Origin of the sequence: Sporosarcina cascadiensis (assembly GCF_009650995.1) — a bacterium.
Lineage (GTDB): Bacteria > Bacillota > Bacilli > Bacillales_A > Planococcaceae > Sporosarcina > Sporosarcina cascadiensis.
In genome coordinates, this window is the sequence record NZ_WHVV01000002.1 from 94,712 (window position 1) to 119,597 (window position 24,886).

Sequence of the window (24,886 nt, forward strand, 5' to 3'; positions counted from 1 at the left end):
AGAGAGAGGATGAACACGATGAATAAAAGCAGATGGATTTTGGCATCACTTGTTACCGCTGCTGTCGGAATCATTATGGTGGCGAGCTTCTTTTTCTGGCCGCGGGTGCATATTACATCCGCCCACTCGGCGCTTACGGGGCAGCCTGTGACGATTTATTTCACAGCGCCGGTTAAAGCGGGCGTACTGCCGCAGGATTTTGCCATCACCAATCTTACTCAGCAGCAACACCCTGCTGAAATAACCCTGGCAGAAGATCGGATGTCGATGACTGTCAGCTCCCTGGCGCCGGGAAACTATGAATTGAAAGTACCGAAAAATAGTTTCAGGGGGTGGAACAGGTCGGCGAATTCAGCGGTTTCATTCGCCGTCATGGAAGCGGTGAAGCCTGTTGCGTCCATTGATGAAATCAAGAATTTTTTCGAGCGGGCAGAGCAGTACGACCAGTATGCGGCGACCGCAGAAAGCAGTATCGTCATGGAATCTTCCTCGGAAGACAAAGCGTCTGCTGGAGGATATGACTATTCCGCGACCAACCAGCAAGTCGAAGGCGTCGATGAATCAGACATTGTCAAGACTGACGGCGATTTCATTTATGACGTGACCGGCCAGGAAAATCTGACCATCACTGACATCCGTAATTCTCAAAAGCTTGCGGTCATCAGCAAGATCGATTTCAAAAACGAATTTTTTCCGAATGAACTCTATATTGACGGGGAGTTGCTCGTCGTAATCGGCGGGAAACCGAATCATCCGCAAACCGAGAAAGAAATGCCGTATATGCAAGAGCTGTCCGCGATACGCATCTATGATGTCAGTGACCGCGCTAAGCCTTTACTGCTCCGCGAAACAGGAGCGGAAGGCTATATCATCGCGACCCGGAAAATCGGCCCGCACGTCTATATGGTGACGAATAACCGGCCGATGTACTGGCTGATGGACCTGCCGGTTACAGAAGATCATTTGCTGCCGAAAGTGTTTGATTCGGAGAACGGGAAGGACATTCAGCCGATCGGTACAGATAAAATATCCATTCTTCCCGGCACAATGGAGCCTTCCTACTCCGTCATCACGACGCTTGATATCCGTTCCGGTGAAACAGGCGATGTCGAAACAAAAGCATATCTCGGCAGCGGCGAACAGCTCTATATGTCGAAAGATCATCTTTATCTGACTTCGACTTTATACGGAAACCAGCCGATGCAAGGCAACAGCGAAGTGTTTAAGTTCGGACTGGACGGCACGGACGTACATTTCCTCAGCGCAGCCCAGCTGAAAGGCTCCATCCTCAACCAGTTTTCGATGGATGAGCATGACGGCTATTTCCGGGCGGTTACGACGGAGGGCAATCTCTGGGATGAAAAGAATATCGCAAAAAATCATTTGTTCATTTTGGATGCGGATTTGAAGCAGACAGGTTCTGTTGAAAATCTGGCGAAAAATGAACGCATCTATTCGGCGCGTTTCATGGGGGATAAAGCGTATATGGTGACGTTCCGCGAAACGGACCCTTTATTCGTTCTGGACGTCGCGGATCCGCAAAATCCGGCTGTACTCGGTGAACTGAAAATCCCGGGGTTCAGCAATTATCTACACCCGCTTGACGAAAATCATCTAATCGGCTTCGGCTATGACACAGTAGCGAAAAAAGGGCAGGCAGGCGGGGAACCGATTATTCAAACGCAGGGTATGAAAATTTCATTATTCGACGTTACGGATCTCGCGAATCCAAAAGAGCAGGGTTCGGAAATCATTGGCGGGCAGGGGACGTATTCTCCTGTTCAGCATAATCACCATGCGCTGTTCCTTCATCCGGGACGCAATCTGTACGGTTTTCCTATTACAGTCTATCATGAAGACAAAGATCAACTGAATCTGGAGAAAGCGGGAGCGATGATATACGAGATTACGGCGGAAAACGGAATCACGGCTAAAGCCGACCTGACCGAAGAACTGCCACTTGACTATATGGACTGGGAACGGGAAGTGCAGCGGCTGCTGTACAGTGAAAATACCGTCTATACCATCGCCGCCAATGAAATATCCGGTTATTCATTGGACGACTTTTCATTGCTGGATCAGATAGAAAAGTAGTGAAGGGTTGTCTTTTTGCGGTTCGTCCATTAAGCTGTAAAGAAACGCACTAATTTAAATGAGCACGACAAAAATGGAGCCCTTTCTATATGAAAGGAGCTCCATCTAATTTGTGTAAAAGTAATTTAGGAGATTTTGATCTGCTCGGCCGGCAAGGGAATTCCAATATAATGGCCTTGGACCGCATCGATGCCCATATTCTTTAGCATATCAAACTGCTGCTCGCTGCTTACGCCTTCAGCGATTGTATACAAGCCCATCGACTTGGAAAAACGAATCATGCCTTCGACCAGTTTTTGTGTCTTTGGATTGCTCAGCAAATTCTCAATGAAGAGGCGATCGAGCTTGATGCTGCTGATCGGCAAGTGCTGTAAATAGCGCAGTGAGGCATAGCCTGAGCCGAAATCATCGAGTGTAAACTGCATGCCCAGGTTTTGCAGTTCCGACATTTGTGAAATGACGGATTGCTCTTCTTCTGCCTTCAGTGCGAATTTCTCTGTGAACTCAATATATACTTTATTTGCCGGACAGCCCGTCTCGTTTAAAATTGAGATTAAGCGATCTTTCCATTGCGGATTCAATGATTCGCGGACAGATGAGTTAATGGAGACAGTCATCTCTGTGCCGGCACGGTGCCATTTCGTTGCGAATGTCATGGCTTCTTCCGCCACATACGCGCCGATCTCTTCAATCAAACCGTTTTCCTCCGCAATCGGAATCAATTCATCCGGACTGATGATGCCGAGATCTTCGTCTTCCCAGCGGACGAGCGCTTCATAGCAATTGATGCCGTCGCTGGCGATATCGAATTGCGGCTGATAGGCAACATGCAATGAATTACGGTCAAGCGCAGTCAGCATCTTTTGGTCGATTTCCAAACGGCGATTTAGAATTTTATGGGACTCGGCGGAAAGCGATGCAATCCTGCCGCCTCCTTGGCTGATCACTTCATCTGCAGCAGTCAGCGCCACTTTATACAGCTGGGTATACGTTTTCTGATCCTCAGGAAAACGTACGATCCCGCCGCTGATGGAAAGTGTCTGTGCATTATGGCTCAAATAGATCGGCTGCTGTTTCAAGAAATCATAGAAGCCTTGAATATACCAATCACCGAATGCTGTCAGAACGACGAAACTATTCGTATCAATGCGCGCAATCGGCATATCCTGGAAGTAGCGTTTCAGACGGTTGGTGAATTCTTGTATCAGCTGCGTCTCGGATTCCGTAGACTGCAGCTCTTTCATAGTGAAGTAATGATCGATCGTTAAATAGACAAATGAAAAATGCTGACCCAGTTTGATGGATTCATTCACTACTTGTTCAAGTTTGTGGCGGCTCATCAGACCGGTCTCTACATCGATAAATGCGATTTCGCCCAATTTTTCCTGCAGCCGGATATCTTCTGTTATATCCAACTCTAAAAAGAAGACGGACTGTAATTCTCCATCATCAGACAGAGTGGGGACGGCAAGCATATTAACGAAAAACGGTTCCCCGTCGCGAGTCATTTTTTCGACTTTTCCCGACCAGGATTTACCGCTTAGCAAACGATCCCAAATCGTATTTACTGTCTGTTGCGAGGCAGGGGCGTCGGAAAACATCTGCCAGATGGATTTCCCGATGATTCGTTTCGGAGTCCATCCGCTGACCGTTAAGTAATTTTGATTTGCATAGGTTATTAGTCCTTCTCCGTCGGTATGGGTGACTAACTGATATCTATCGAGACTATCGACTAATGAATGATGTTCTTTAGTTTCAGGTAAGCTTGTAGTATTCATTAGAATGCTCCTTTCCGATTCTACTATATAACTATTATAAGCGATAAACGCGCTGTGTCTAGATGTTATATGTGAACTTTATACTATAAATTAAAATGGGTACTAGAATTTTTGTTAGGGGTGTTGGATTATGATGCGATTAAAAGGGATTATGATGATAGTCTTTGGCTCTATGTTATGGGGGGCAACAGGTCCTATGATGGAGTGGATTCTGGACCATAGTGAGATCTCTGTCTCCATGATGCTCATTTTGCGGCTGACGTTTGCAGGCGCCACTGTCCTTTTATTGCTTAAAGCCAGAGGCGTGCAGGTAGCGCGTCCTATGAGACAGAAGCTCTGGCTGCGCAAGATGGTCTTATTCGGTGTCTTCGGGATGCTCGGCGTGCAGTATGGTTTCGTCCAGACGATTGCCAACAGTGATGCTGTTGTCGCCACGCTTTTCCAGTTCGTCGCCCCTGTTTATATCATTATCCTGCTGTCTATTACACAACGTTCTTTCCCGCCCGGCAGTCAGGTAATCGGGATGATCGTCGCCTTGTTCGGCTTGATCCTCCTACTGACAAATGGATCATTTTCTAGTATTTCATTGAATACAACCGCAATTGTATGGGGAGTTTTTGTCGGAATAGCCTTTACATTTTATACGTTATACCCCGTTGTACTTATGGCGGAATGGGGCGTCTTGCTGGTCGTTGGGTGGGGGATGTTCATTGGCGGGCTGACGTTATTTGTTCTCAACATCCCGTCTTTTTTCATGAATCTATCCGTGTTGCTGAACGGAACTGCCATGTTTGTGCTGCTGCTAGTTATTATTATGGGTACATTAGCCTTCATCATGTTCTTGCAGAGTATGACCTATATTACGCCTGTCGAGACGAGCGTGCTGTCTTGTTTCGAGCCGCTCACTGCTATGATTGTCTCGGTCATGTGGCTCGGTCAAATGATGGGGATCTGGCAGATCAGCGGTGCGATGATTATGCTTCTTGGTGTCGTGTGGCTGTCAGTTGGCGGCAAACGAAAGAAGACGACAGCGCCGCCTGACCCGGTTGTTCAGCATGAACCGTTTGAGCTGTAACGTCTTCATCTGTACACTCCGTATTGCATTGTGACATAATTAGGACAGCAAAGATACGGAGTCAGAGGTGAAGCAAATGAAGACAGTTTTCCGGTATGCCATTCCTTATAAATGGCCGATGTTGATCGCTATTCTTTTAATGCTGCTGGAATTGTCAGTTGAGCTGATCCAGCCGCTGTTGATCGGGAAGATCATAGATGACGGGATCATGCAGGAAGATCTCGGTACAGTTGCCGTGTGGGGCGCTGCGATGCTTGGTATGGCATTCGTCGCGCTCTTTTCCGGCGTTATTAACTCTTACTTTGCCTCCCATGCAGCCCAAAGTTTCGGCTATGATCTGCGGCAGGCTCTGTTCGAAAGAGTCCAGACCCTGACTCTCGCAGCTTTTCTGCGATTCCCGGCATCTAGCCTGATCACCCGTTTAACGAGTGATGTGACCATGGCGCAAAATGCGCTGTTCATGGGATTGCGTATTATGGCGAGAGCGCCGCTGATGGTCCTCGGCAGTCTGATCATGGCTTTTGTCGTCAATCCGAAGCTTGCGGTCTTTTTATTGGCAGGGGCACCTTTTTTAGCGGTGTTTTTAGTCGTTATGGCGAAGAAAGGTGTACATTTATTCGGCATCGTCCAGCGCAGATTAGATGGAGTCAACCGGCTGGTGCAGGAAAACCTGCAGGCGGTCCGGCTGATAAAAGCCTATTTGCGCGGGACTTTTGAGTCGATCCGTTTCTCTAAGGCTGCAGAAGCGTTGAAACAGGACAGTGTTCGTGCAATGCGTCTGATGGAATTGATTTTACCTGTCTTGCTGTTCATCATGAATGCGAGTTTTATGGCAGTCCTGTGGTTTGGCGCAGCCGAAGTGAGACATTCGGATATGCCGGTCGGAGATGTCGTGGCCATCGTCAACTATGCGATGCGCATGACAAGTGCGTTCTCGATGTTTTCTTTTCTGATTGTGATCTTTTCCCGTGCGAAAGCTTCTTCTGAACGAATGGAAGAAGTACTGTCTGCAGATGATGCGCTTGAAGCTCTCCAAGCGGCAGACGATACATACCACGGAGCAGTGGACATCTGTTTTAACAATGTTTCATTCTGTTACCCGAATACGAAAGAGGCTGTGCTGAAACATTTGACGTTCGAAGTGAAGCGGGGCGAAAAACTCGTGATTATGGGTGCGACAGGTTCCGGCAAATCCACATTGCTGCAGCTTATTCCCCGAATGTTCCAGGCGACTGAGGGGGAAGTGCTGCTGGACGGGCGGAAAGCCGAAGACTGGCCACTGGTTACATTGCGCGGCATGATCGGGTATGTGCCGCAGCAGTCGATGCTGTTTACAGGCTCTATTTACGACAATATCTCCTGGGGCAAGCAGGGGGCAAGCCTTGAAGAAGTGAAAGAAGCTGCCAGAAAAGCGCAGATCGGTGATTCGATAGAGCGCTTTACGGAAGGCTATGAAACGCGCGTCGGCCAGAAAGGCGTCAATTTATCGGGCGGCCAAAAACAAAGGCTATCGATTGCACGTGCGCTCATTCGTAAACCTTCCATTTTAATTCTCGACGACAGTACAAGTGCGCTGGACGTAAAGACAGAAGGGGCACTGTGGAAGGCGCTGGAGGAAGAAGATACAACGATGCTGATCGTCACGCAGAAAATTCAAACTGCCCAGATTGCGGATTCCATCCTGTTGCTGTCAGAAGGTGTAATTGTCGGGCATGGAACGCATGCTGAATTGCTGGCATCCTCTTCATTCTACCGGGAAATTGCAGAATCTCAGCAGACGGAAGGGGTGAAGTGAGATTGAAACCATTTGGCTATGAACCAATTATCCAAAGAGAGAATTTTAGTAAACGCAATCGCAAACAGATACAGAAAGCAGGAAACTGGAAGTCTGTTCTTACGCGTATCTGGCGCTTGATCGATCAGCAGCGCGGCCTGTTGATTACGGTGCTCGCGCTCGTTTTTGTCAGTTCAGCACTTGCTTTGCTCGGTCCGTTGATGATCGGAAATATCATAGATCACTATATCATTCCGAAACAAACGCAGGGTCTTGGTGTGCAGATCGGCGGATTGCTTGCCATTTATGCCGGCTTTTCGGTTGCCTCGTATTTGCAGAATTACTGGATGGTCGGTATTGCACAGCAGACGGTTTACCGCATGCGCACGCAGTTGTTCAGCCATCTGCAAAAACTGCCCATCCGCTTTTTCGATAAACGCCAGCACGGTGAATTGATGAGCCGTGTAACAAATGATATTGAAAATGTCAGCCAGACGCTGAATTCTTCGCTAATCCAAGTGTTTTCGAGTGTCCTGACCTTGCTCGGCACGGTATCGATCATGCTGTATCTCAGCCCGCTGCTGACTTTGCTGACCATGATCATCGTGCCGCTGATGTTTTTCGCGATGCGCTGGATTACCAGAAGGACAAGTATTCTGTTTAAAGAACAGCAGCAGGCAATCGGTGCGCTGAACGGTATGATTGAAGAAACGATATCCGGCCAGCGGGTCGTCAAAGCATTTTCACAGGAGCAGCAGGTAATGGAGGAATTTGCAGAGAAAAGTGGCCGGCTGAAACTGGCAGGATTCTGGGCACAGACCTATTCGGGATTCATTCCGAAAGTGATGAATACACTGAACAATCTGTCGTTCGCGATTGTGGCGGGTGTAGGCGGACTGCTGGCGGTCACGGGAACTAGCGGCGTCACGGTGGGGACGATTGTAATCTTCAGTGAATATGCACGGCAGTTTACGCGTCCTCTCAACGACCTCGCCAATCAATTCAATACGGTGCTGTCTGCTATCGCAGGAGCCGAGCGTGTTTTCGCCATCATGGATGAACCGGTTGAAAAAGACGAAGCGGAAGCAAATGAAATTCTCCTGAACGGTGATGTGGAATTTAAAGACGTAACATTCGGCTACGACGAAGAACCGATAGTGCGGAATATCAGTTTTCATGTAAGACCAGGAGAAACAGCTGCGTTCGTCGGTGCGACAGGGGCAGGCAAGACGACAATCATGCAGCTGCTTTCCAGATTTTATGAAGCCGGCAGCGGGCAGATCTTGCTTGACGGTGTGCCGATCGACCGGCTGCCCCGAAAAACCGTGCGCAGTCAAATGGCTTTCGTTTTGCAGGATCCGTTTTTATTTGAAGCGACGGTGCGGGAGAATATCCGTTATGGACAATTGGACGCGACCGATGAAGAAGTGGAAGCGGCCGCGAAAAAAGCGAATGCACATACATTCATCAGTAAATTGTCGAAGGGGTATGATACGGTGCTGACAGCAGGCGGGGAAGAAATCTCGCAGGGTCAGAAGCAGCTGCTGTCCATTGCACGCGCGCTGGTTGCCGATCCGGCACTGCTGCTGCTCGATGAAGCGACAAGCAGTATAGACACCGTTACAGAATTGGCGATCCAAGATGCACTGGAGAGATTGATGGAAGGCAGGACGAGCTTTGTCATCGCACATCGGCTGAATACCATCAGGCAGGCAGATAAAATTTATGTAATGGCAGAAGGGGAAATCATCGAGTCAGGCAGCCAGGACGAGTTGCTCGAACGGCAGGGGATCTTTTACGGAATGCTTCGAAATACAGACTGAAAAAAGCCATTTACCCGTTGAATCGGATAAATGGCTTTTGATTATTTCTTTTCATCAATGTCCAGTGTTTTATCATCAGTAAATTTCACGTCAAGATCAAATTCGTCGTAATCATCCAGCCCGTACCACTGGAGAATCTTGTCGATTGCTTCTTCTTTTGACGTATCACTGTCGATCAGAATCTCCATGAACATTTTATGCATGCTGTCGATGGCATCGTTGCCTTCTTCATTTACGTTTTGAAATTCATTGACATATTCAGCGTCGGAAGGCTTGACATCTTCATAGTCGGTTTCGATTTTCTTGCCGTCTTTCTTGATAGTCAAATCGAAATCGGTGAATCCATAGCCGTCCCCAGTGTTGACGGAGCTGCCTTTGTCTTCATCTTCATAACCTAATGCTGGATCATCATTATCAGGTGCCTTTTCCTTGGAAGAGCAGCCTCCCAAAATCAACATGGAGGAAAAACCAATAATCGATAACGTTCGTTTAACTGACATGAGCGACATCCTTTCTACGGTCATAATACTTATATTATGACCGTAAATGGTGCAGGCTAAACCACCAATTCAATAGGACGAAACTTTACTATTGATCAATTCGCTGTAAAACTGAACCGAGCATTTGCCGGATAGGCAGTACTTGACCGTTCGGCAGCCGAATCTTTCCATGGTAATAGCCCACCATCTGACTCACTGACATTTTTCGAATGAAATACTGATCGAGTGTCTGACGCTGGAAAAACGGTTTGAATGTCAGACTCACATCTTCTGAGAACTTCGTCCGAATCTTCCAGGGATTCAACAAGTTTTCATCAGTACCTGTAAACAGCACGTCCTCATGGATTTTATACATCTTCCCTTCCACGAATACGGCGTTTTCCGTCAGCCCTGTCCCGTCCGTCCAGCCGCCACCCAAATTCAGGCCGACTCGTTTGCCGCCGGTTCGCTGAGATGCCAATCCCCATTTCCATTCCGCCATGGAATTCCATACGCCGCGGCCATAATCATGGATCGCGAAGCTGTAATAAGGATTGAAATCATAACGCCGCCCGCCGATTTTAACAAACCCGCCAGTCGGCAAAATTGCATGTTTTGACGTGAAATGAAACGTGTCACGGCTTTTCGGTATGACGACATTCAGCGATTCATCTTTGTCCGGATGGATGATATGCAAATCTGCATGCAGCACCTCATTATCAAAATCCGGAATCGTCACAGACAAATGGGTTTCGCCTTGCAGGTGAACAAACTGGACAGTGAGCTGTTCGTGGATGAATTTAATACTGTCCAATGGTTGTTCCGGCATTTTAATGCGTCTGCCAAGCGGCAGGGTCAGATGTTTTTCATAAAAACGCTGTGTTTCATAATCTAATATGTAAATTTGACAAATGGCTTTATGGTCAAGATGAATGATTGTTGTAGAAAACAACAGGTCTTCTCCATAGATGCACCAATAATTCCACCGCTTTTTTTTCATGAACTGTCCTTTAAGGTTGCTGACCACTAAAGGACTGCGAGCAAATCCGATAGATTCGGGGTTGAGAAGCCCTTTAGAATCGCATAGCGGCACCGAGTCCATGAGTTCTCTTTCTTCATGCTGCATCTGTCATACCACCTTTCCTGCCTATTGTCTTTTTATGTGATAATTGATATACTCTATATTGTACCAGAAACGAGGGGCATTAGCTCAGCTGGGAGAGCGTCGCGCTGGCAGTGCGAAGGTCAGGGGTTCGAGCCCCCTATGCTCCATACATATCGTAACAGGCGTCCGATCTCACAAGTTTTTGAGAGCGGGCGTTTTTATTGTAATAAAAGGCTTGGATTTTGTTTATGCGGAATCCGTTTCCCGACTTTGCTGGCAGTTCAAATGAAGTATGAGTTTGCAGTTTAAATCCGCTTCGGCGCTGGGGGATTGCCTTACGCTGTGAGACTGCTGGCGAAGGATTCGGCTGCCTGCCAGAAAGAAGCTTCGCGGATGATCATGGCGCCCGATCAAGCGCTCATAGCCCAGCCTCAGTCGCTCATGCATACCGGCCAAGTGATCATATCGACACCCGTCGTGATCATTGAACCGGCTTCCGCGCTCATAGCCGCTCCGCAGTTGCGCCTTCGCCGGTGTTGGAGAATGTATATCATGTTGCTTGTTGGCAAATCGCGAGTTTAGTAGTGTGTTTATGTTTCTCGACTCCTCACTCCATCCCTTCCGCCAAGTCAGCAGCTACTTCTGTAAATACCCGCAAAGTCCCTGCGGTAAAACTCGCGGTGGTGATGAAAACCTCTGCCTGTTCATATACATGGGCAAGGAGGGGTTTTTTTTGTATGACAGAAAAGCAGCAGTGCGGTATGCGGACAAGTGGTGGGATAGCAGGAATCCAGCTTTTCCTGCTTTTGAAGATGACTGCACTAATTATATTTCGCAATGTTTGCTGGCCGGCGGGGCGCCGATGCACGGTTATCCAAATCGGGAAAAAGGTTGGTGGATGCGCAATGGAACGTGGAGTTTTAGTTTTACAGTCGCCCACTCACTGCGCTGGTATTTAGGAACATCCAAAAAAGGACTGACGGCAAGGCAGGTCAGTACGGCGGAGGAACTCGATCTCGGCGATGTGATTGCGTACGATTTCCAGGGAGACGGCCGGTTTGACCACTCGACGATTGTGACAGCGAAGGACGGCACCATGCCGCTCGTTAATGCACATACGTATAACGCCTATCATCGGACTTGGGACTATAAAGATTCCTATGCGTATTCACCGAATGCCAAATATATTTTCTTTAAAATTAATGATCAATTCTCCTGAACAGCATGGAATAGAAACGGGTGTTTTCATTTAGCCTCTAGTAACTGACTGTCTGAATGAGGTATACTGAAAATCAGAAACTTATTTGCAAAGGAGAAGGTTGAGTGTGAATGAACAAGCATTATCGGTACGGGAGGCCATCGTTACGCGCCGCTCGATAAAAAACTTTAACGGACAGCCGATCGAACCTGAAATCATACCGGAAATTATAGAAGATGCCGTATGGGCACCGAATCATGGAAACCGTAATCCTTGGCGTTTAATAGCTGCAGCGGGAGAACAGTACGACGAGCTTCTGGAAGTGCTGAAGGAATTCGGCGTGGCCAACTGGAAGCAGCTTTCTGACGATGATCTGGAGAAGCAAATGAAAAAATTTACTTCAGCCGGCGCAGCAGTTTTTATAGTTGTGCCCGAAGATCCGCGTCAAAAAGAACGTCTGGAAGATTACGCGGCAGCGAGTATTCTGATTCAGAACATTCAGCTGCTGGCATGGGATAAAGGAGTCGGCACTTGCTGGAAAACACCGCCGTTCCTGGATAACCCGAAATTCCGCGAACGTCTCGGCGTGAAAGCGGGTGAGCGCATCATCAGCATGCTGCAATTCGGTTATTTCGATGCGGCGCCAAAAGCAGCACCCCGCAAGCCGGTAGACGAAATCGTTACTTATTTTGGCGAAACCGCGCAAGATACAGCAGAATGAACAGCAGTCAGACTGCCCGGGACGATTCCGGGCAGTTTTTTTTATGAAATGAGACCCGGTTATCGTTGTCGCGCGCCAAAAAGCCCGATCCACGCGCCAAAAGCGTTCATCCCCGCACCAAACCCTGCATTAAACACACTAAACAGGCGGTTGCCGCACATTTCATTCCGCAATCAATCAGATAAAGCTCAAGCAAAAAACGGCTCGGAAAGTCTGACGTACAGAACTTTCCGAACCGTTATTTTTTACTTCAACGACAACTTTTCCACTTCGTCATAATAACTGCTGATGACACGCAGCCCTTTGTCGAAGTTCTCCAAATGAAAATGTTCATTCGGAGCGTGGAAGTTTTCGGTATCAAGACCGAAGCCCATCAGGACAACCGGCAAATTAAGAATTTCATCGAAAGCCGCTACAATCGGAATCGAGCCGCCGCCGCGTGTATAAACTGTCGGCACGCCGTATACTTTCTCATATGCTCTGCCTGCCGCCTGAATCACTTCATGGTCATAAGGCGTCAAATAAGGCTTTCCTTTATCGAATTCGGTAACAGTGACCGTACATCCGACAGGTTCATGCTCTGCGATATGTGCTTTCAGTTTGCTGATGATATCGTCGGGGTCCTGATCCGGGACTAAGCGGCACGTGATTTTCGCGCCTGCTTCGGAAGGCAGCACGGTTTTGATGCCTTCGCCTGAAAAGCCGCCGAATACGCCATTGATTTCGAGAGTCGGACGGGCCCATACGCGCTCTGTGTAGGAGTAGCCCGGTTCGCCGGTTAGTTCCTTAACGCCGACTTCCTTCATTATTGCCTCTTTATCAAAATCAAGTGCTGCCCAGCCTGCACGCTCTTCTTCCATCAGATCGCGTACATCATCATAAAATCCGTCAATCGCAATCGTGCCTTCCTTATCCCGGAATGAAGCCAGGATTTCGGTCAACGCATGGATCGGATTCTGCACACCGCCTCCGTACAGTCCTGAATGCAGGTCGCCTTTTGGACCTTTTACATCGATCTGCACACCCGCGAGACCCCGCAGACCGTAACAGATGGCCGGCTGTCCGGGAGCATACATGCCTGTGTCGGAAATAACAATCAGATCAGCAGCAAGTTTCTCCTGGTTCTCTTTAATATAGGCTTCCAAGCTCGGACTTCCGATTTCTTCTTCGCCTTCAATCATCAGCTTGACGTTGACAGGAAGTCTGCCGTTCAATTGCATAAGTGCCTCGATTGCTTTGATGTGCATGAACACCTGGCCCTTATCATCACTCGCACCGCGCGCATATAATTTATTATCACGGATTGCCGGCTCGAATGGAGGAGTTTCCCACAAATGAAGCGGGTCGACAGGCTGAACGTCATAGTGTCCGTATATCAAAATAGTGGGCTGGTTTTCTGCATGCAGCCAATCCGCATAGACGACGGGCTGTCCTGCTGTTTCTTCTATTGAAACATTTTCGAGGCCGGTCTCTTTACATTCATCGGCAAGCCATTCCGCCGCTTTTTGCATATCCGCTTGATGCTCTGATAATGCACTGATACTCGGAATGGATAAGAATGTTTTCAACTCATTCATGTGGCGTTCCCGATTTTTCGTGAAATATTGATCTGCTGATTCAAATTTACTCATCTAAAAACCTCTTTTCTGTATGCTATTTCTACACAACAGTATAGCAGAATTTCAAGGTATATCAGGTTTAAACGCTTATTGACACGGGAATCAATGAATAAACCTGCAGAATATCGATCATTTCACATTAACGGCTTATTCATTATCTATGGTATAATAACGGAATAATAAAAATGCAGAAGTGGTATAGTGACAGGGAATCGCTTGTTTATTTAATGAGAAAAGCTGGGGGAGACGCAATTGTTTATTGCACTGGGACTTTGTTTGTTTTTGTCCTTTTTTTTATCAGGAAGTGAAACTGCACTGACGGCCGTAAACCGAATGAAAATTCAGCTTCGGGCCGATCAGGGTGATATTAAATCGATTAAACTGCGCAGATTACTCTCAAAACCGGACCGTATGATTACGGCCATTTTGATTGGGAATAATGTCGCCAATATTTTGATGCCAACAATCGTGACGATGATTGCGATTGATAAAGGGCTGAACGTCGGCTTGATGACGGGAATTTTGACAGTGGTCTTGATTATATTCGGCGAAGTGCTGCCGAAGACGATTGCTGCGACATTTGCGGACCGAATCGCGTACGTTGTAGCGCCGCCGATCACATTGCTTGTTAAATTATTCACTCCGTTGACGGTTATTTTGGCACAATTTACGAATTTCTTTGTGCGTCTGATTTCAAAAGGCGCCGTGACCGAAGCAACCTTAACCAAGGAAGATGTACGGTCGATGGTGGATATCGCGTCGACTGAAGGGACATTCGGTCAAGACGAATCAATTCGTTTGAAAGGTGTTTTAGATTTCCGCGATAAAGACGTCATGGATGTGATGGAAACTCATCGCACCGATATCATTTCATTATCAATGGATTCGTCATATGAAGATGTGCGGGATGTCGTGCTGCAGTATTTCTATACGCGTTATCCTGTATATGAAGAAAGTATTGACCGGGTCGTCGGTATTTTTTATTCCAAAATGCTGATTGAGTGGTCCATGTATCCGGAGAAGAAGTTTTCAGAGATGATCGACCGGCAGCCTTTATTCGTGGTGCAGACAGCCAGTGTGGAATTGGTGTTCAAGCGCATGCTGACCCAGAAGAAACACATGGCGATCGTGCTTGATGAATATGGCGGTACGCTCGGTATTGTGACACAGGAAGATATTATTGAAGAAATGATCGGGCAGGATATTGAAGATGAGACCGATGTGGCGGAAGATGCGATGGTATTCGAAAAGGATGAAAATCTGCTGATCTGTCAGGGACGCCTGGATATTGAGGACGTGATTGAGCTGCTGGACGTGGAGATTCCGACCGACCATGATACAATTGGCGGTTTTGTTTTCCAAGAACTCGGACATATTCCTGAAGCTGGCGAAGTGTTCCAATACAATTCATTGCGATTTGAAGTGATAGAAATGGACCGCACAAAGATTCTGCGGTTGCAGATTACAAAAATTCCAGATGAAGAAGAGCTTGTCGAGGCATAAAACGATGTCAAGCAACCTTACACAAATGTAAGGTTGCTGAAAGAGAAAGCGATGGTTTGTCCCGTAACGGTCTGACATAATTAGGGTACCAGTTCAAACGGAGGTACTAACTTATGAATTCAGACTTAAACGCATTATATGAAGAATATGGCCGTTATATATATCATCTATGTCTTAAATTGACCCGCAATAAAGAAGAAGCAGAAGATCTCATGCAGGACGTATGGGTGAAAGTGGTGCGATACAGCGGTGAAATGAGTGAAGTCAACCGCATGAAAGCTTGGCTTACTACCATCTGTATGAATACATTCCGTGACCGCTACCGAAAAAATGTGCGTCACAGCCAGTACGTGATGAACCAGCCTGATACATTAGACGTTCCGATTCTAGATTTGGTTCCCAGTGACGCAAAAACACCTGTGGAATTGATTGAGCAGAATGACATTCAGATGCTGGTACAGCAGAAGATTGGACAGCTTGACGGCATTTACCGCAAGACGATCGAGTATTTTTACGTTAATCAATATTCGCTGGTCGAGATTGCCGGCTTGATGAAGGTTTCCATCGGCACAGTGAAGTCCCGCTTGTTCCGCGCGAAGAAGTATTTGAAAGAACTTCTTGTACAAGATGAAGCAGCCCAAGAATACGTAACTGCCTAAGCTCACATTTATTGTGGGCTTTTTTTGTGGGATTTTTCTGGTGTCCTGTTAGTATGTGGAGGGGTTCCGTGCCTCGACTTAGCAGGGGGTTTTGAACTAAGTGTGTGTTTGCAGTTTAAATTCGCTTTGGCGCTGGGGGATTGCCTTACGCTATGAGCCTACTGGCGAAGAGCATGCCTCACTGCCTTAATTTCTGAAAAAACGCAGAAATACGGCAAAGCGAATCCTCCGCTGTTCGCTTTGCAATGGCCGACCTCCGCAGTTGCGCCTTCGCTGGTGTGGGAAACGTATGACATGCTGCTTTTTTGCAGGGTGCGGAATTAGTTGGTGTGATTCCGTTTTCTCGACTTAGCAGGGGGTTTGAACGAAGTGTGTGTTTGCAGTTTAAATTCGCTTCGGCGCTGGGGGATTGCCTTACGCTGTGAGCCAGCTGGCAAAGAGCACGCCAGTTGTCTCACAGCAACGGCTAACCCCGCAGTTGCGCCTTCGCTGGTATGTAGAAAATATGTCATATTACTTTTTTACAGAGTGCGGATTTAGTTGGTATAGTACTTTGCAATCGCGTTGATCACAAGAACCTGTGCCTTGTAGAAAAATAAGTATGGCATGAAAGACCTCACCTATCGCAATCATCTCAAATAGCATGCTCATACTGCCACTCGCGTAAAAAGTATTGAAAAACAAGCCAGTGTACCGGAGTGAAAGCCGTCACGAAGAACGGCTTTTGCGAGTAAAAGCGTAGCGTTAGGAGCATTGGTTTTAGGCGACTCTGGGAGGATCAGCCCGATAGGATGAGACAACTAAAGGGAGCGAAGCGAAATTAGCGTGCAGAAGGAACCTTGTATTGCCTTAATTTTTGCAAAGAGCGCAAAAACACGGCAAAGCGAACCCTTCGCTGTTCGCTTGGCTCACCGCGGGCCCTCCAGAACGCGTCCGCCTGAAACGCAGGGAAACGGCCTCTCCCCACTTACAAACTACTCAACTGCATACCAAAAAAACAGCCTTACTTCGTCGAGAAGGAGGCTGTTTAACATTTATTCAGTTGCTTCGGCAAGCTGTTTGTTCAGGTCTGCTAGTCGTTCTTCCATGCCGGCGAGGCGGCGTTCGGCGTTCTCGATCATCTTGTTGTGGCCCGTTGACTCCAGTTTCTCGATATCGCCCTGCAAACTGATGTAATCCATCTTCAGACTGGCAATTTCTTGTGTAAGCTGCTCTTTGTTCATTGGGAAAACTCCTATCTGCGATTTTCCCTTAGTGTAACATATCCGGCCCTTTTCCGTTTCGGAAACTCCAGCAAATAACGAATCGCCTCCAGCAGCTTCTCCTCGCCATCCCCGACATTCAGCCGCAGCTGACGCTTTACTGCGCGTTCTCTTCTTGCATCATGCAGCAATAGCTCCATAATCGCATTCAGCAGATTTGACTGTGTCACTTTGCGGCCAAGCCCGAGGTGAATGAAACCGTTCTGTTCCGTCGGGAAACCGAGGTTTGATTCGAAGTCGTTTTGGGCAAGCACTATACAAGGCACACCGATGACTGCCACCTCATAGGGTGTATAACCGGCATCGCATAAAATCATATCAGCCTTCGAAAAAACTTCCGTATGATTTTGCGGAGCGCGCAGGACCCTCGTGTTCCGCCGACTGAGCGCCATCATTTGTATTTCACTCACGTCATGAGTATAATTTGAGCCAATTAAAACAGACACGTTCAGCGGGATCTGCAGTTGCTTAATATGCCGCAGCGCCCGATACGTCAAGTTTCCGGGATCTTCGTCGCCGAATGAAATCACCAGATGCGGCGAGTCGGCAGGCTTTTTTCGTTTCAGCCCTGCACCGCGGCTTCGTTTCAGTGAAGGATCTGCTGCAAACGTCTCATGACCGGCAGTGTAATGATCAGGAAGCGTCTCATGCGTTTCCTCGTAAAGTGTCTGGACGACTAAATCAGCTAAATGGCCGCCTTCGCCAAAATCATCAAAATGCAGAAGGCTTGGCACTAACTCCTGAAGCTTGGCCACTTCTTCTCTGTGGCTGACACCGCCGTCCCGAATGAAAAGGTCGGGCTGTAGATCGGCAACATGCTTCAGCAGGGAAGAAGGACCATCCACTGAATAATAGGTGAAATCGGTGTTTGGCTGTATTGTTTCCGTGTCGTACAGGAAAGTTATTTCTGCTTCGGATTTCAGAGCATTTGCAAGTATTGCTGCACGTCGCAGAGGATAACTTCCTTTTCCGTCAGTTATAGAAAGATACATCACTATTTTTTTTTGGACTTGTTGTTCGATTGGAACCACCCTTTCTGAACCTGCTTCGTTCCTCTAAGCCTATGAAAATGTATAATAGTTTATTACAATGAAGAACGGGCAGCACAGTTCGCCTGCTGGAACACAATGAAAGGGGCCTTGCGGAAATGTTTGATTCATTGCTGATGGACTTAATGTTCGTCATATTAATTGGAGTTGGATCACAATGGATTGCATGGCGCACAAGAATGCCGGCGATTGTTGTGATGGCGATTGCAGGTTTGCTGGTCGGCCCGATATTCGGCTTGATCAATCCGCAGCAGTCAATGGGGGATTTATTCAGCCCAATTATTACATTTGCAGTTGCTATTATTTTATTTGAAGGCAGTCTGAATTTAGACTTTAAAGAAATTAAAGGATTTGGCCGGCCGGTTGCAAGGATTGTTACATTCGGTGCGTTCATCGCCTGGATTGCCGGATCGCTGGCAGCTCATTATATTGCCGGATTATCATGGGAAGTAGCTTTCATTATCGGCGGATTATTCATCGTTACGGGGCCGACTGTTATTCTGCCGCTGCTTCGGCAGGCCCGTCTGAAACCGCGTCCTGCTGCTATATTGAAGTGGGAAGGCATAGTCGTCGATCCGTTCGGCGCATTGCTGGCAGTTTTTGCATTCGAAGCAATCAAATTCATCAATAATGAAGTGACGGCAAAAACGATGCTGCTGTTCGTCGGGGCATCAGCGTTTTCCGTCCTGCTTGGCTGGGGAACGAGCCGTATTCTCGGATCAGCATTTGAGAAGGGAAGAATTCCGGAGTATTTGAAAGCGCCGATTTTATTCGGACTGGTCTTATTCGTCTTTGTTCTTTCGGATGAAATCATGCATGAAACAGGATTGCTCGCTGTCACGGCAATGGGGATGACGATGGCGAATATGCCGCTGACGACTTTGCAGGACATCCGGCATTTCAAGGAAAATATTTCAGTGCTGCTGATATCGGGAATTTTCGTTATGCTGACTGCGTCGCTCGATCCGCATATATTGATTGAAATATTGAACCCGAAAATCGTTCTGTATGTACTCGCGATGCTCTTCGTTGTCCGCCCGCTGTCAATCTGGCTGTCAACTATCGGCACGGACTTGACCGTAAAAGAAAAGACACTGATCGGCTGGATTGCACCGCGTGGAATTGTAGCGCTGACAGTGTCGGGGTACTTTGCAACTATCTTGCTGGAAAATGGCTATAAGGATGCAGAGCTGCTGACAGCGCTGACGTTCGCGCTCGTATTTTCTACCGTAGTCGTGCACGGCTTCTCGATCGGCTGGCTCGCGAAGAAGTTGAATTTGACGACACCTGCAGAAACCGGAGTTGTTTTGATTGGGAGTTCCCGTTTCACAGCAGAACTTGCAAAGTCTATTCAGGATGATGATCATCAAGTGCTCATTATGGAAGATTCGTGGGGCGGGCTGTCTAATGCGCGGAAACTTGGCATTCCGACGTATATGGGCGATATTCTCTCCGAGCACACAGGGTACCACTTGGACTTGACGCCTTATCGCTATATTTTGGCCATGACCAAAATGGACACGTATAACGCGCATGTATGTGCAGACTTTACACCTGACCTGGGCCGCGACTTGCTTTTCCAGACGATGACGCATAAGCGGACAGCAGACAGGCAGATTAATTTATCGACGGGGCAGTTATTGTTTACACCCAGCCTGTCTATCAATGAACTGGAAGAACGGATGACTTCAGGCTACGTCTTCCGTAAAACACTGCTGACGAATCAATACAGCTACACGCAGTATCTGCGCGAGCGGGATGATCAGTCGATTTTGCTGTATATTTTACGGGCAAATGGTGATATGGAATTCTACACAGCGGAAAAAGAGCTGCAAGCACAGACCGGCGATACGATTGTCACACTCTCTACACCAAATAAAACCATTGAACGTACGATTGACCGCCTGGAAGGTAAAAACAGCAAGAATACCGCGAAAAAAGAAATGATAGAAACTAAATTCCTGGAAGAACAGCCGAATGAAAAACCGGAACTGCCGGGAGAAGCTCCGCCGAAACTAAATAATATGCTGAAATGATTACTTGAACTTCTGCAGATGGGCTGTCCGGAGAATCAGAAATGATTCTCCCGGACAGCCTTTTTTTGAATAAGTGAACTAGCAGAACAAGCCGACGCAGAGCCTTGCTGCGCCAAAACAGACGGGGGACGAACCAAAACCTCTTAAAACCGCGTTAAGCGAGAATTGCCGCACCAAAGCGGCCCCCAGCCGCGCCAAAACAAACTTTCTGCGAACCAAAATAATCTCCCACCGCACCAAACATATTTTGTCTTTTATTATGGAAAAATGAGGAGATATCTCACACCGCTTTATTCCATGAAACATCCAGGTTTATGTGCAGCTGAATAAGGGTATTCATTAGACACATGTTATGGGAGATACATAGTAGGTTTCACCCGCATATCTGAAAAAAGTTGACAGTAAAAGTCTTTATACAGGCAGTCAGAGATAATTGATAATTTAGAAAGCGTTCTTTAGCCCGATTGGCTGACTAACTGACTTTCAGTAGAATAAGAAGTAATGAAGAAAATTCCTTAGGAGGTGGATGCGATGAATGCTGTAATGGGGTTTGCAAGCGCTGCTGAACAACTGCAGCGGTATGACGCAGTCCGAAGAAGGAATGCGGAAAATGCCTATGATAAACAGACAGAGTTTCGCGAACAGGCGAATAAATCCTTAGAAGATCTGGAAGCACTTCTGCGCGGAGAGCAAAAAAACGCTGAACAGGTTCCCAATGAAAAAGCTGAATTCCAAAAGCTTGGCGCAGGTCAAGTGAAAAACATCGCCATCCCGCTTGGCAATAACTTAGAAGAAACGATTGATCTTTGGCGCGATGTGCGCAGAGAAGCATACTCCGTGCCGGAACCGACGACAGCGGATTACCAGCTCGGCAGCAAAGCATCGGCAAAAATTGCCCAGGCTGAATTGCAGCTGTCTCTTCATAACCGGGCCAAAGTACTTCGCGAGCAGATGTCAGCTGTATCAGCACGTACAGAAGCCGTACCTGCAGATATGGCAGCAGACCGCCTGCAAAGACGTTACGAGAATGCTTTTTCTGTCTATGATATTCAAAGTCAGGCCAGAATTAACCAGTATCAGATAGAACGTCCTGAATTGAATGTCAGTGTCTGATGGAGTTGGAAAGTATTTTCGTCAGCAGGCAGCTATAAGTCATCGAAGCCCATTTTCTGAAATTCAGTGAAGTGGGCTTTTTTAAGTTTCATTATGAAGGAAGAGGTTTTTCAATTGGCAAAAAAACAAAAATCCGCGAAGACCAATGCCATCCGAATTATCGAAAGTGAAAACATCGACTTTGAAGTGCGCAGTTATGAGATCGAAGATGGTCAAAACGATGGGCTTTCGGTAGCAGCTAAAACCAATACTCCCGCAGCGAATGTCTATAAAACGCTCGTTGCCGCGGCAGGCAAAACAGACCTCTTCGTGTTCATCATCCCGGTGGCAGACGAGCTGGATCTGAAAAAAGCAGCTAAAGCAGCAGGTTTCAAAAAAGTCGATATGCTGCCGATGAAGGATCTGACGAAGGAAACAGGCTATGTAAAGGGTGGCTGTTCGCCGGTTGGTATGAGGAAAGAACTTCCAACATTCATTGATTCCCAGGCAGAAACGCTGGATTATATATTTGTCAGTGCAGGGAAAGTAGGCTTGCAGATGAAGCTGGCTCCGCGTGACCTGGCTGCTGTCACGAAAGCTCAATTTGCAGACATTGTGAAGGAATAGCCTCACATCTTCCTAGTTTTCTGCTACAATAGGAAGAATGAGCACGTGACAACTAGAGGAAAGAAGAATGTGTATGCGTAATTTATTGGCTTGGCGCTGGATTTTTTTTGTCGGCGGAATGATGATCATGTCGCTTGGCATCTCCCTGACGATTAAAGGACAGCGATTCGGAATCGGACCCTGGGACGTACTGCACGTCGGGCTGTTCCAAAATATTGGATTAACCATTGGTTCCTGGAGTATTCTCACAGGACTTTTAATTGTTACGGTGTCCTCTCTTGCCCTGAAGGAATGGCCGAGATGGGGAACGTGGCTGAATATGCTGGTGATTGGCTTGTTTATTGACTTCTTTAACTGGCTGCTGCCTGACGTGACATCCGTTGCTGCACAAAGCATTTGTTTTGTGCTCGGAGTATTGGTGATGGCATACGGCGTCGGGATTTATGTTTCGCCAAACCTCGGTGCCGGACCGCGGGACAGCCTGATGCTTTTGCTTGTGGATAAACTCGGATGGAGCCTTCGTACAGCGAGAACGACAATTGAAGCGATTGTTACCCTGGTCGGATTTTTACTTGGCGGGCCAGTGGGAATCGGGACATTATTTGTCGTGCTGTTCATTGGCCAGTTTATTCAGATCGCCATGCCGCAATGTAAAAAGCTGCTTTTGTGGATTACGAATCAAGACGACGAGAAAGTGTTGTTGCGCTATAAAAGAGCATAAGCCGAAATCAATAAGCCGCCTTCCATTTGGAAAGCGGCTTATTAAGATTGCTATTTTTTATCGCTTGTACTGTCGGCTGTTTCTTCTCCAGGTACTACTTTCTTAATATCATAGTATTTATCAGCGCCCATTCCGCCTTCACCTATCATCTTTGAAATTTCCTTCGTGCGCATTTCATTCTTTTTAATGATTTTCTTTCTGTCATCTTTAGCCATTTACAATTCCTCCTCCTTATAAAAGCATAGTTTACTTTTCCAGAAGCAGAACGTGAATCTACTAATTAATGAATGGTACAATACCATTTTAACACAAAAGTGGAAGGAGAAACTAAGGAATTGGCTTTATTTGCTGAAAAGTCGAATTTATTCTCGCGAAATTATTTCATTTAACTTGTAACGAATAGGTTTTTCAATCTATATATAGGTGTGCCGGTTTCACAATAAGGAAGGAGGAGGGAATTGGAGGATTTAAGTGAAGTCTATACTTCCTATGCAAATGAAATAAAGTTATTTCTTCTTTGTTTGACCTCACATGCAGATTTAGCAGAAGAATTGACACAGGAAACATTTTATCAAGCTGTAAAATCGATTGAACGCTACGATGGCGAATGCAAAATGTCGGTCTGGTTATGCCAGATTGCGAAGCATTCTTACTACGATCACTTAAAACGGGAGAAGTATAGAAACTATTCCAGTCTTGAACACCTGGCTCAAACGGGTATAGAACTTCCATCTAATGAAGACCTGCCGGACATCGCGGTGATAAAGCAAGATACGCAGCAGAAAGTTCAGGAGGAAATTCAAAGATTAAAAGAACCTCAACGGGAAATATTCTTACTTCGCACAAAACTGGAGTTGAGTTTCAAGGAAATCGGGATGATCTTTGAAAAAAATGAAAATTGGGCAAGGGTTACATACTATCGTGCAAAATGCACTTTAGCAGAAAGGTTGGATAAGAATGAAATGTAATATTATACAGGATTTATTACCTTCTTATATTGATGGTATTTGCAGTGATGATACTGCTTCTGAAGTAGAAACCCATATTGAGAGCTGCACACAATGCAATCAAACTTTACAAATAATGCGGCAGCCGATGCAGTATATTGCCGAGACAAATGTTGAAGAAGCGAAAGAACCTTTCAAGCGAATTAATAAAAAGCGGCGGGTACAAGTTATTGCTGCTTCGCTGTTGACATTTTTCATTATGATAATTGGTTATCAAGTCTTTCAACATGTAGGGGTTGTTAATCAATACTTTTCGCCCATGGTCAGCGGAATAGTGAATATAACTGACAACAGTGAAGAATGGCAGAGTATAAGTTTCTCTCATAATTCGATTGACCAACAAGATTTTATAGAATATGACAGCATCTTTTGGGAAAAGAAGGTCGTTAATGATGCAAATAATGAGAGTAATGTATTGCTCAGAGTAAAGGACGAACAAGGAAATATCATTATTGATGAGTTTCTTATTTCGCCCGGTAAAATTGCTGATTTGGAAAAACTAAAGAAAAATCAGAAATATTATTTTGAAATAAAAGCACCTGAAGGGCGCTATAGTATTAATGCGGTATGAGCATGGAATACTTGGACATTCCAGAATCAAGGCTTAGAATTCCTCTGTTATCATCAGGAAATTGTAACTTTTCCCCAAACATAAAGTCTAACTTATAAAAGGGGGAAGAACAAATGAAGAAAATACTGATCATTTTTTTATTACTCACACTCAGTTCCCTTGCTCTGTTCGGCTGTCAGAAAACGGAGCAAGTGAAGGATGAAGAGCGATTGCCGGAGCCGAATGAACTAAAAACAACGGCTGAAGTTATGGAAGGTGATTTCATTTATCGCCTTGTTTCGGAGAAAGATCACTACGGCGAAGGGGAAGATGTGAAAATTTACGCGGAGCTGGAATATATAGGTCCCGAAAATGAAATGGAAATCAGACACGGCAGTTCACCGTTTTTATTTCCTATGACAGAAACTACACGGAATTATGAAATTGAATACGGAGTTACTATGGCAGAGGAGCGTACCGTTTTGAAAAAAGGTGAGCCGCTGCGCCAAGAAACCCGTGGGGGAGGAAGCTACTCGGAACACGACCCGGAAGAGTATAAAGAATTTATGAAAAAGGTTATGAAAGAAGACTATCCAAGCGGTCATTATATTGTGGACGGATATGCAAGCTTTGACACGGCGGGCGATGTTGAAAAGGAATACCTGATAGAAGCGCAGATTGAGTTTATTGTAGACGGGGAAGAATAGGCTGTAT

General features: G+C 46.5%; 23 protein-coding genes and 1 tRNA gene. 17 read left to right on the forward strand and 7 right to left on the reverse strand.

Annotation, left to right across the window (positions count from 1 at the left end; all coding sequences use genetic code 11):
• The first annotated feature begins 18 nt into the window (after positions 1 to 18).
• Positions 19 to 2,094, forward strand: a complete 2,076-nt coding sequence (locus tag GDZ68_RS02775) for a beta-propeller domain-containing protein (protein ID WP_194841034.1) — start codon at positions 19 to 21, stop codon at positions 2,092 to 2,094.
• Between the two features lie 125 nt (positions 2,095 to 2,219).
• Here GDZ68_RS02775 and GDZ68_RS02780 read toward each other — a convergent pair whose 3' ends face one another.
• The gene (locus GDZ68_RS02780) at positions 2,220 to 3,872 is read right to left on the reverse strand and encodes a sensor domain-containing protein (RefSeq protein WP_153720766.1); all 1,653 of its coding nucleotides are present in this window, start codon (positions 3,870 to 3,872) and stop codon (positions 2,220 to 2,222) included.
• A 130-nt stretch (positions 3,873 to 4,002) separates the two neighbouring features.
• On the opposite strand from GDZ68_RS02780, the gene GDZ68_RS02785 reads away from it, so the two are divergent.
• From GDZ68_RS02785 to GDZ68_RS02795, 3 genes are all read left to right on the forward strand, one after another.
• Entirely contained in the window at positions 4,003 to 4,947 is a 945-nt protein-coding gene (locus tag GDZ68_RS02785) for a DMT family transporter (RefSeq protein ID WP_153720767.1), read from the forward strand.
• Between the two features lie 76 nt (positions 4,948 to 5,023).
• A complete protein-coding gene (locus tag GDZ68_RS02790; protein WP_153720768.1) occupies positions 5,024 to 6,742 on the forward strand; it encodes an ABC transporter ATP-binding protein in 1,719 nt (572 codons plus the stop codon).
• Positions 6,739 to 8,544 carry an ABC transporter ATP-binding protein gene (locus tag GDZ68_RS02795; protein ID WP_153720769.1) on the forward strand — a complete coding sequence of 602 codons (1,806 nt, stop codon included), beginning with the start codon at positions 6,739 to 6,741 and terminating at the stop codon, positions 8,542 to 8,544. The genes GDZ68_RS02790 and GDZ68_RS02795 overlap by 4 nt, the downstream gene beginning before the upstream one ends.
• A 41-nt stretch (positions 8,545 to 8,585) precedes the next feature.
• Here GDZ68_RS02795 and GDZ68_RS02800 read toward each other — a convergent pair whose 3' ends face one another.
• Together GDZ68_RS02800 and GDZ68_RS02805 are read right to left on the reverse strand one after the other, a co-directional pair.
• Positions 8,586 to 9,044: a YusW family protein gene (locus GDZ68_RS02800; protein ID WP_194841035.1), complete on the reverse strand. Its 459-nt coding sequence runs from the start codon at positions 9,042 to 9,044 to the stop codon at positions 8,586 to 8,588.
• Positions 9,045 to 9,132: 88 nt separating this feature from the next.
• Positions 9,133 to 10,149: a DUF2804 domain-containing protein gene (locus GDZ68_RS02805; RefSeq protein ID WP_153720771.1), complete on the reverse strand. Its 1,017-nt coding sequence runs from the start codon at positions 10,147 to 10,149 to the stop codon at positions 9,133 to 9,135.
• A 73-nt stretch (positions 10,150 to 10,222) separates the two neighbouring features.
• On the opposite strand from GDZ68_RS02805, the gene GDZ68_RS02810 reads away from it, so the two are divergent.
• The 4 genes from GDZ68_RS02810 (at position 10,223) to GDZ68_RS02825 (ending at position 12,047) form a co-directional block, all read left to right on the forward strand.
• Positions 10,223 to 10,295 (forward strand) — tRNA-Ala (locus tag GDZ68_RS02810).
• A 163-nt stretch (positions 10,296 to 10,458) separates the two neighbouring features.
• The gene (locus tag GDZ68_RS02815; RefSeq protein WP_153720772.1) at positions 10,459 to 10,710 is read left to right on the forward strand and encodes a hypothetical protein; all 252 of its coding nucleotides are present in this window, start codon (positions 10,459 to 10,461) and stop codon (positions 10,708 to 10,710) included.
• Positions 10,711 to 10,861: 151 nt separating this feature from the next.
• Positions 10,862 to 11,347, forward strand: a complete 486-nt coding sequence (locus GDZ68_RS02820; RefSeq protein WP_251669303.1) for an amidase domain-containing protein — start codon at positions 10,862 to 10,864, stop codon at positions 11,345 to 11,347.
• Positions 11,348 to 11,453: 106 nt separating this feature from the next.
• Positions 11,454 to 12,047 (forward strand): nitroreductase family protein, encoded by a 594-nt coding sequence (locus tag GDZ68_RS02825; protein ID WP_153720774.1) that lies wholly within the window; start codon positions 11,454 to 11,456, stop codon positions 12,045 to 12,047.
• Between the two features lie 245 nt (positions 12,048 to 12,292).
• On the opposite strand, the gene GDZ68_RS02830 is transcribed toward GDZ68_RS02825, so the two are convergent.
• Positions 12,293 to 13,678, reverse strand: a complete 1,386-nt coding sequence (locus GDZ68_RS02830) for a dipeptidase (protein WP_153720775.1) — start codon at positions 13,676 to 13,678, stop codon at positions 12,293 to 12,295.
• A 240-nt stretch (positions 13,679 to 13,918) separates the two neighbouring features.
• On the opposite strand from GDZ68_RS02830, the gene GDZ68_RS02835 reads away from it, so the two are divergent.
• Together GDZ68_RS02835 and GDZ68_RS02840 are read left to right on the forward strand one after the other, a co-directional pair.
• The gene (locus GDZ68_RS02835; RefSeq protein WP_153720776.1) at positions 13,919 to 15,169 is read left to right on the forward strand and encodes a hemolysin family protein; all 1,251 of its coding nucleotides are present in this window, start codon (positions 13,919 to 13,921) and stop codon (positions 15,167 to 15,169) included.
• 113 nt (positions 15,170 to 15,282) lie between these two features.
• Positions 15,283 to 15,828, forward strand: a complete 546-nt coding sequence (locus GDZ68_RS02840) for an RNA polymerase sigma factor (RefSeq protein WP_153720777.1) — start codon at positions 15,283 to 15,285, stop codon at positions 15,826 to 15,828.
• A 1,034-nt stretch (positions 15,829 to 16,862) separates the two neighbouring features.
• Here the strand turns inward: GDZ68_RS02840 and GDZ68_RS02845 are convergent.
• Positions 16,863 to 17,051 carry an SE1832 family protein gene (locus tag GDZ68_RS02845; RefSeq protein WP_153720778.1) on the reverse strand — a complete coding sequence of 63 codons (189 nt, stop codon included), beginning with the start codon at positions 17,049 to 17,051 and terminating at the stop codon, positions 16,863 to 16,865.
• Between the two features lie 11 nt (positions 17,052 to 17,062).
• Positions 17,063 to 18,121: a CMP-N-acetylneuraminic acid synthetase gene (locus GDZ68_RS02850; RefSeq protein ID WP_153720779.1), complete on the reverse strand. Its 1,059-nt coding sequence runs from the start codon at positions 18,119 to 18,121 to the stop codon at positions 17,063 to 17,065.
• Between the two features lie 116 nt (positions 18,122 to 18,237).
• On the opposite strand from GDZ68_RS02850, the gene GDZ68_RS02855 reads away from it, so the two are divergent.
• The 4 genes from GDZ68_RS02855 (at position 18,238) to GDZ68_RS02870 (ending at position 22,615) form a co-directional block, all read left to right on the forward strand.
• Complete coding sequence (locus GDZ68_RS02855) at positions 18,238 to 20,175, forward strand: cation:proton antiporter (protein WP_228550981.1); 1,938 nt, start codon at positions 18,238 to 18,240, stop codon at positions 20,173 to 20,175.
• Between the two features lie 531 nt (positions 20,176 to 20,706).
• Entirely contained in the window at positions 20,707 to 21,288 is a 582-nt protein-coding gene (locus GDZ68_RS02860; protein ID WP_153720780.1) for a hypothetical protein, read from the forward strand.
• A 93-nt stretch (positions 21,289 to 21,381) separates the two neighbouring features.
• Entirely contained in the window at positions 21,382 to 21,894 is a 513-nt protein-coding gene (gene ybaK / locus GDZ68_RS02865; protein ID WP_153720781.1) for a Cys-tRNA(Pro) deacylase, read from the forward strand.
• Positions 21,895 to 21,967: 73 nt separating this feature from the next.
• Positions 21,968 to 22,615 (forward strand): YczE/YyaS/YitT family protein, encoded by a 648-nt coding sequence (locus tag GDZ68_RS02870; RefSeq protein WP_153720782.1) that lies wholly within the window; start codon positions 21,968 to 21,970, stop codon positions 22,613 to 22,615.
• Between the two features lie 50 nt (positions 22,616 to 22,665).
• On the opposite strand, the gene GDZ68_RS02875 is transcribed toward GDZ68_RS02870, so the two are convergent.
• Positions 22,666 to 22,830, reverse strand: coding sequence for a hypothetical protein (locus GDZ68_RS02875; RefSeq protein ID WP_153720783.1), 165 nt, complete (start codon positions 22,828 to 22,830; stop codon positions 22,666 to 22,668).
• 243 nt (positions 22,831 to 23,073) lie between these two features.
• Here GDZ68_RS02875 and GDZ68_RS02880 point away from each other — a divergent pair, with 243 nt between their 5' ends.
• From GDZ68_RS02880 to GDZ68_RS02890, 3 genes are all read left to right on the forward strand, one after another.
• Complete coding sequence (locus GDZ68_RS02880) at positions 23,074 to 23,583, forward strand: RNA polymerase sigma factor (RefSeq protein ID WP_153720784.1); 510 nt, start codon at positions 23,074 to 23,076, stop codon at positions 23,581 to 23,583.
• Complete coding sequence (locus tag GDZ68_RS02885) at positions 23,573 to 24,193, forward strand: anti-sigma factor family protein (protein ID WP_153720785.1); 621 nt, start codon at positions 23,573 to 23,575, stop codon at positions 24,191 to 24,193. The genes GDZ68_RS02880 and GDZ68_RS02885 overlap by 11 nt, the downstream gene beginning before the upstream one ends.
• A gap of 113 nt (positions 24,194 to 24,306) precedes the next feature.
• Positions 24,307 to 24,879 carry a hypothetical protein gene (locus GDZ68_RS02890; protein WP_153720786.1) on the forward strand — a complete coding sequence of 191 codons (573 nt, stop codon included), beginning with the start codon at positions 24,307 to 24,309 and terminating at the stop codon, positions 24,877 to 24,879.
• The last annotated feature ends 7 nt before the right edge of the window (positions 24,880 to 24,886 follow it).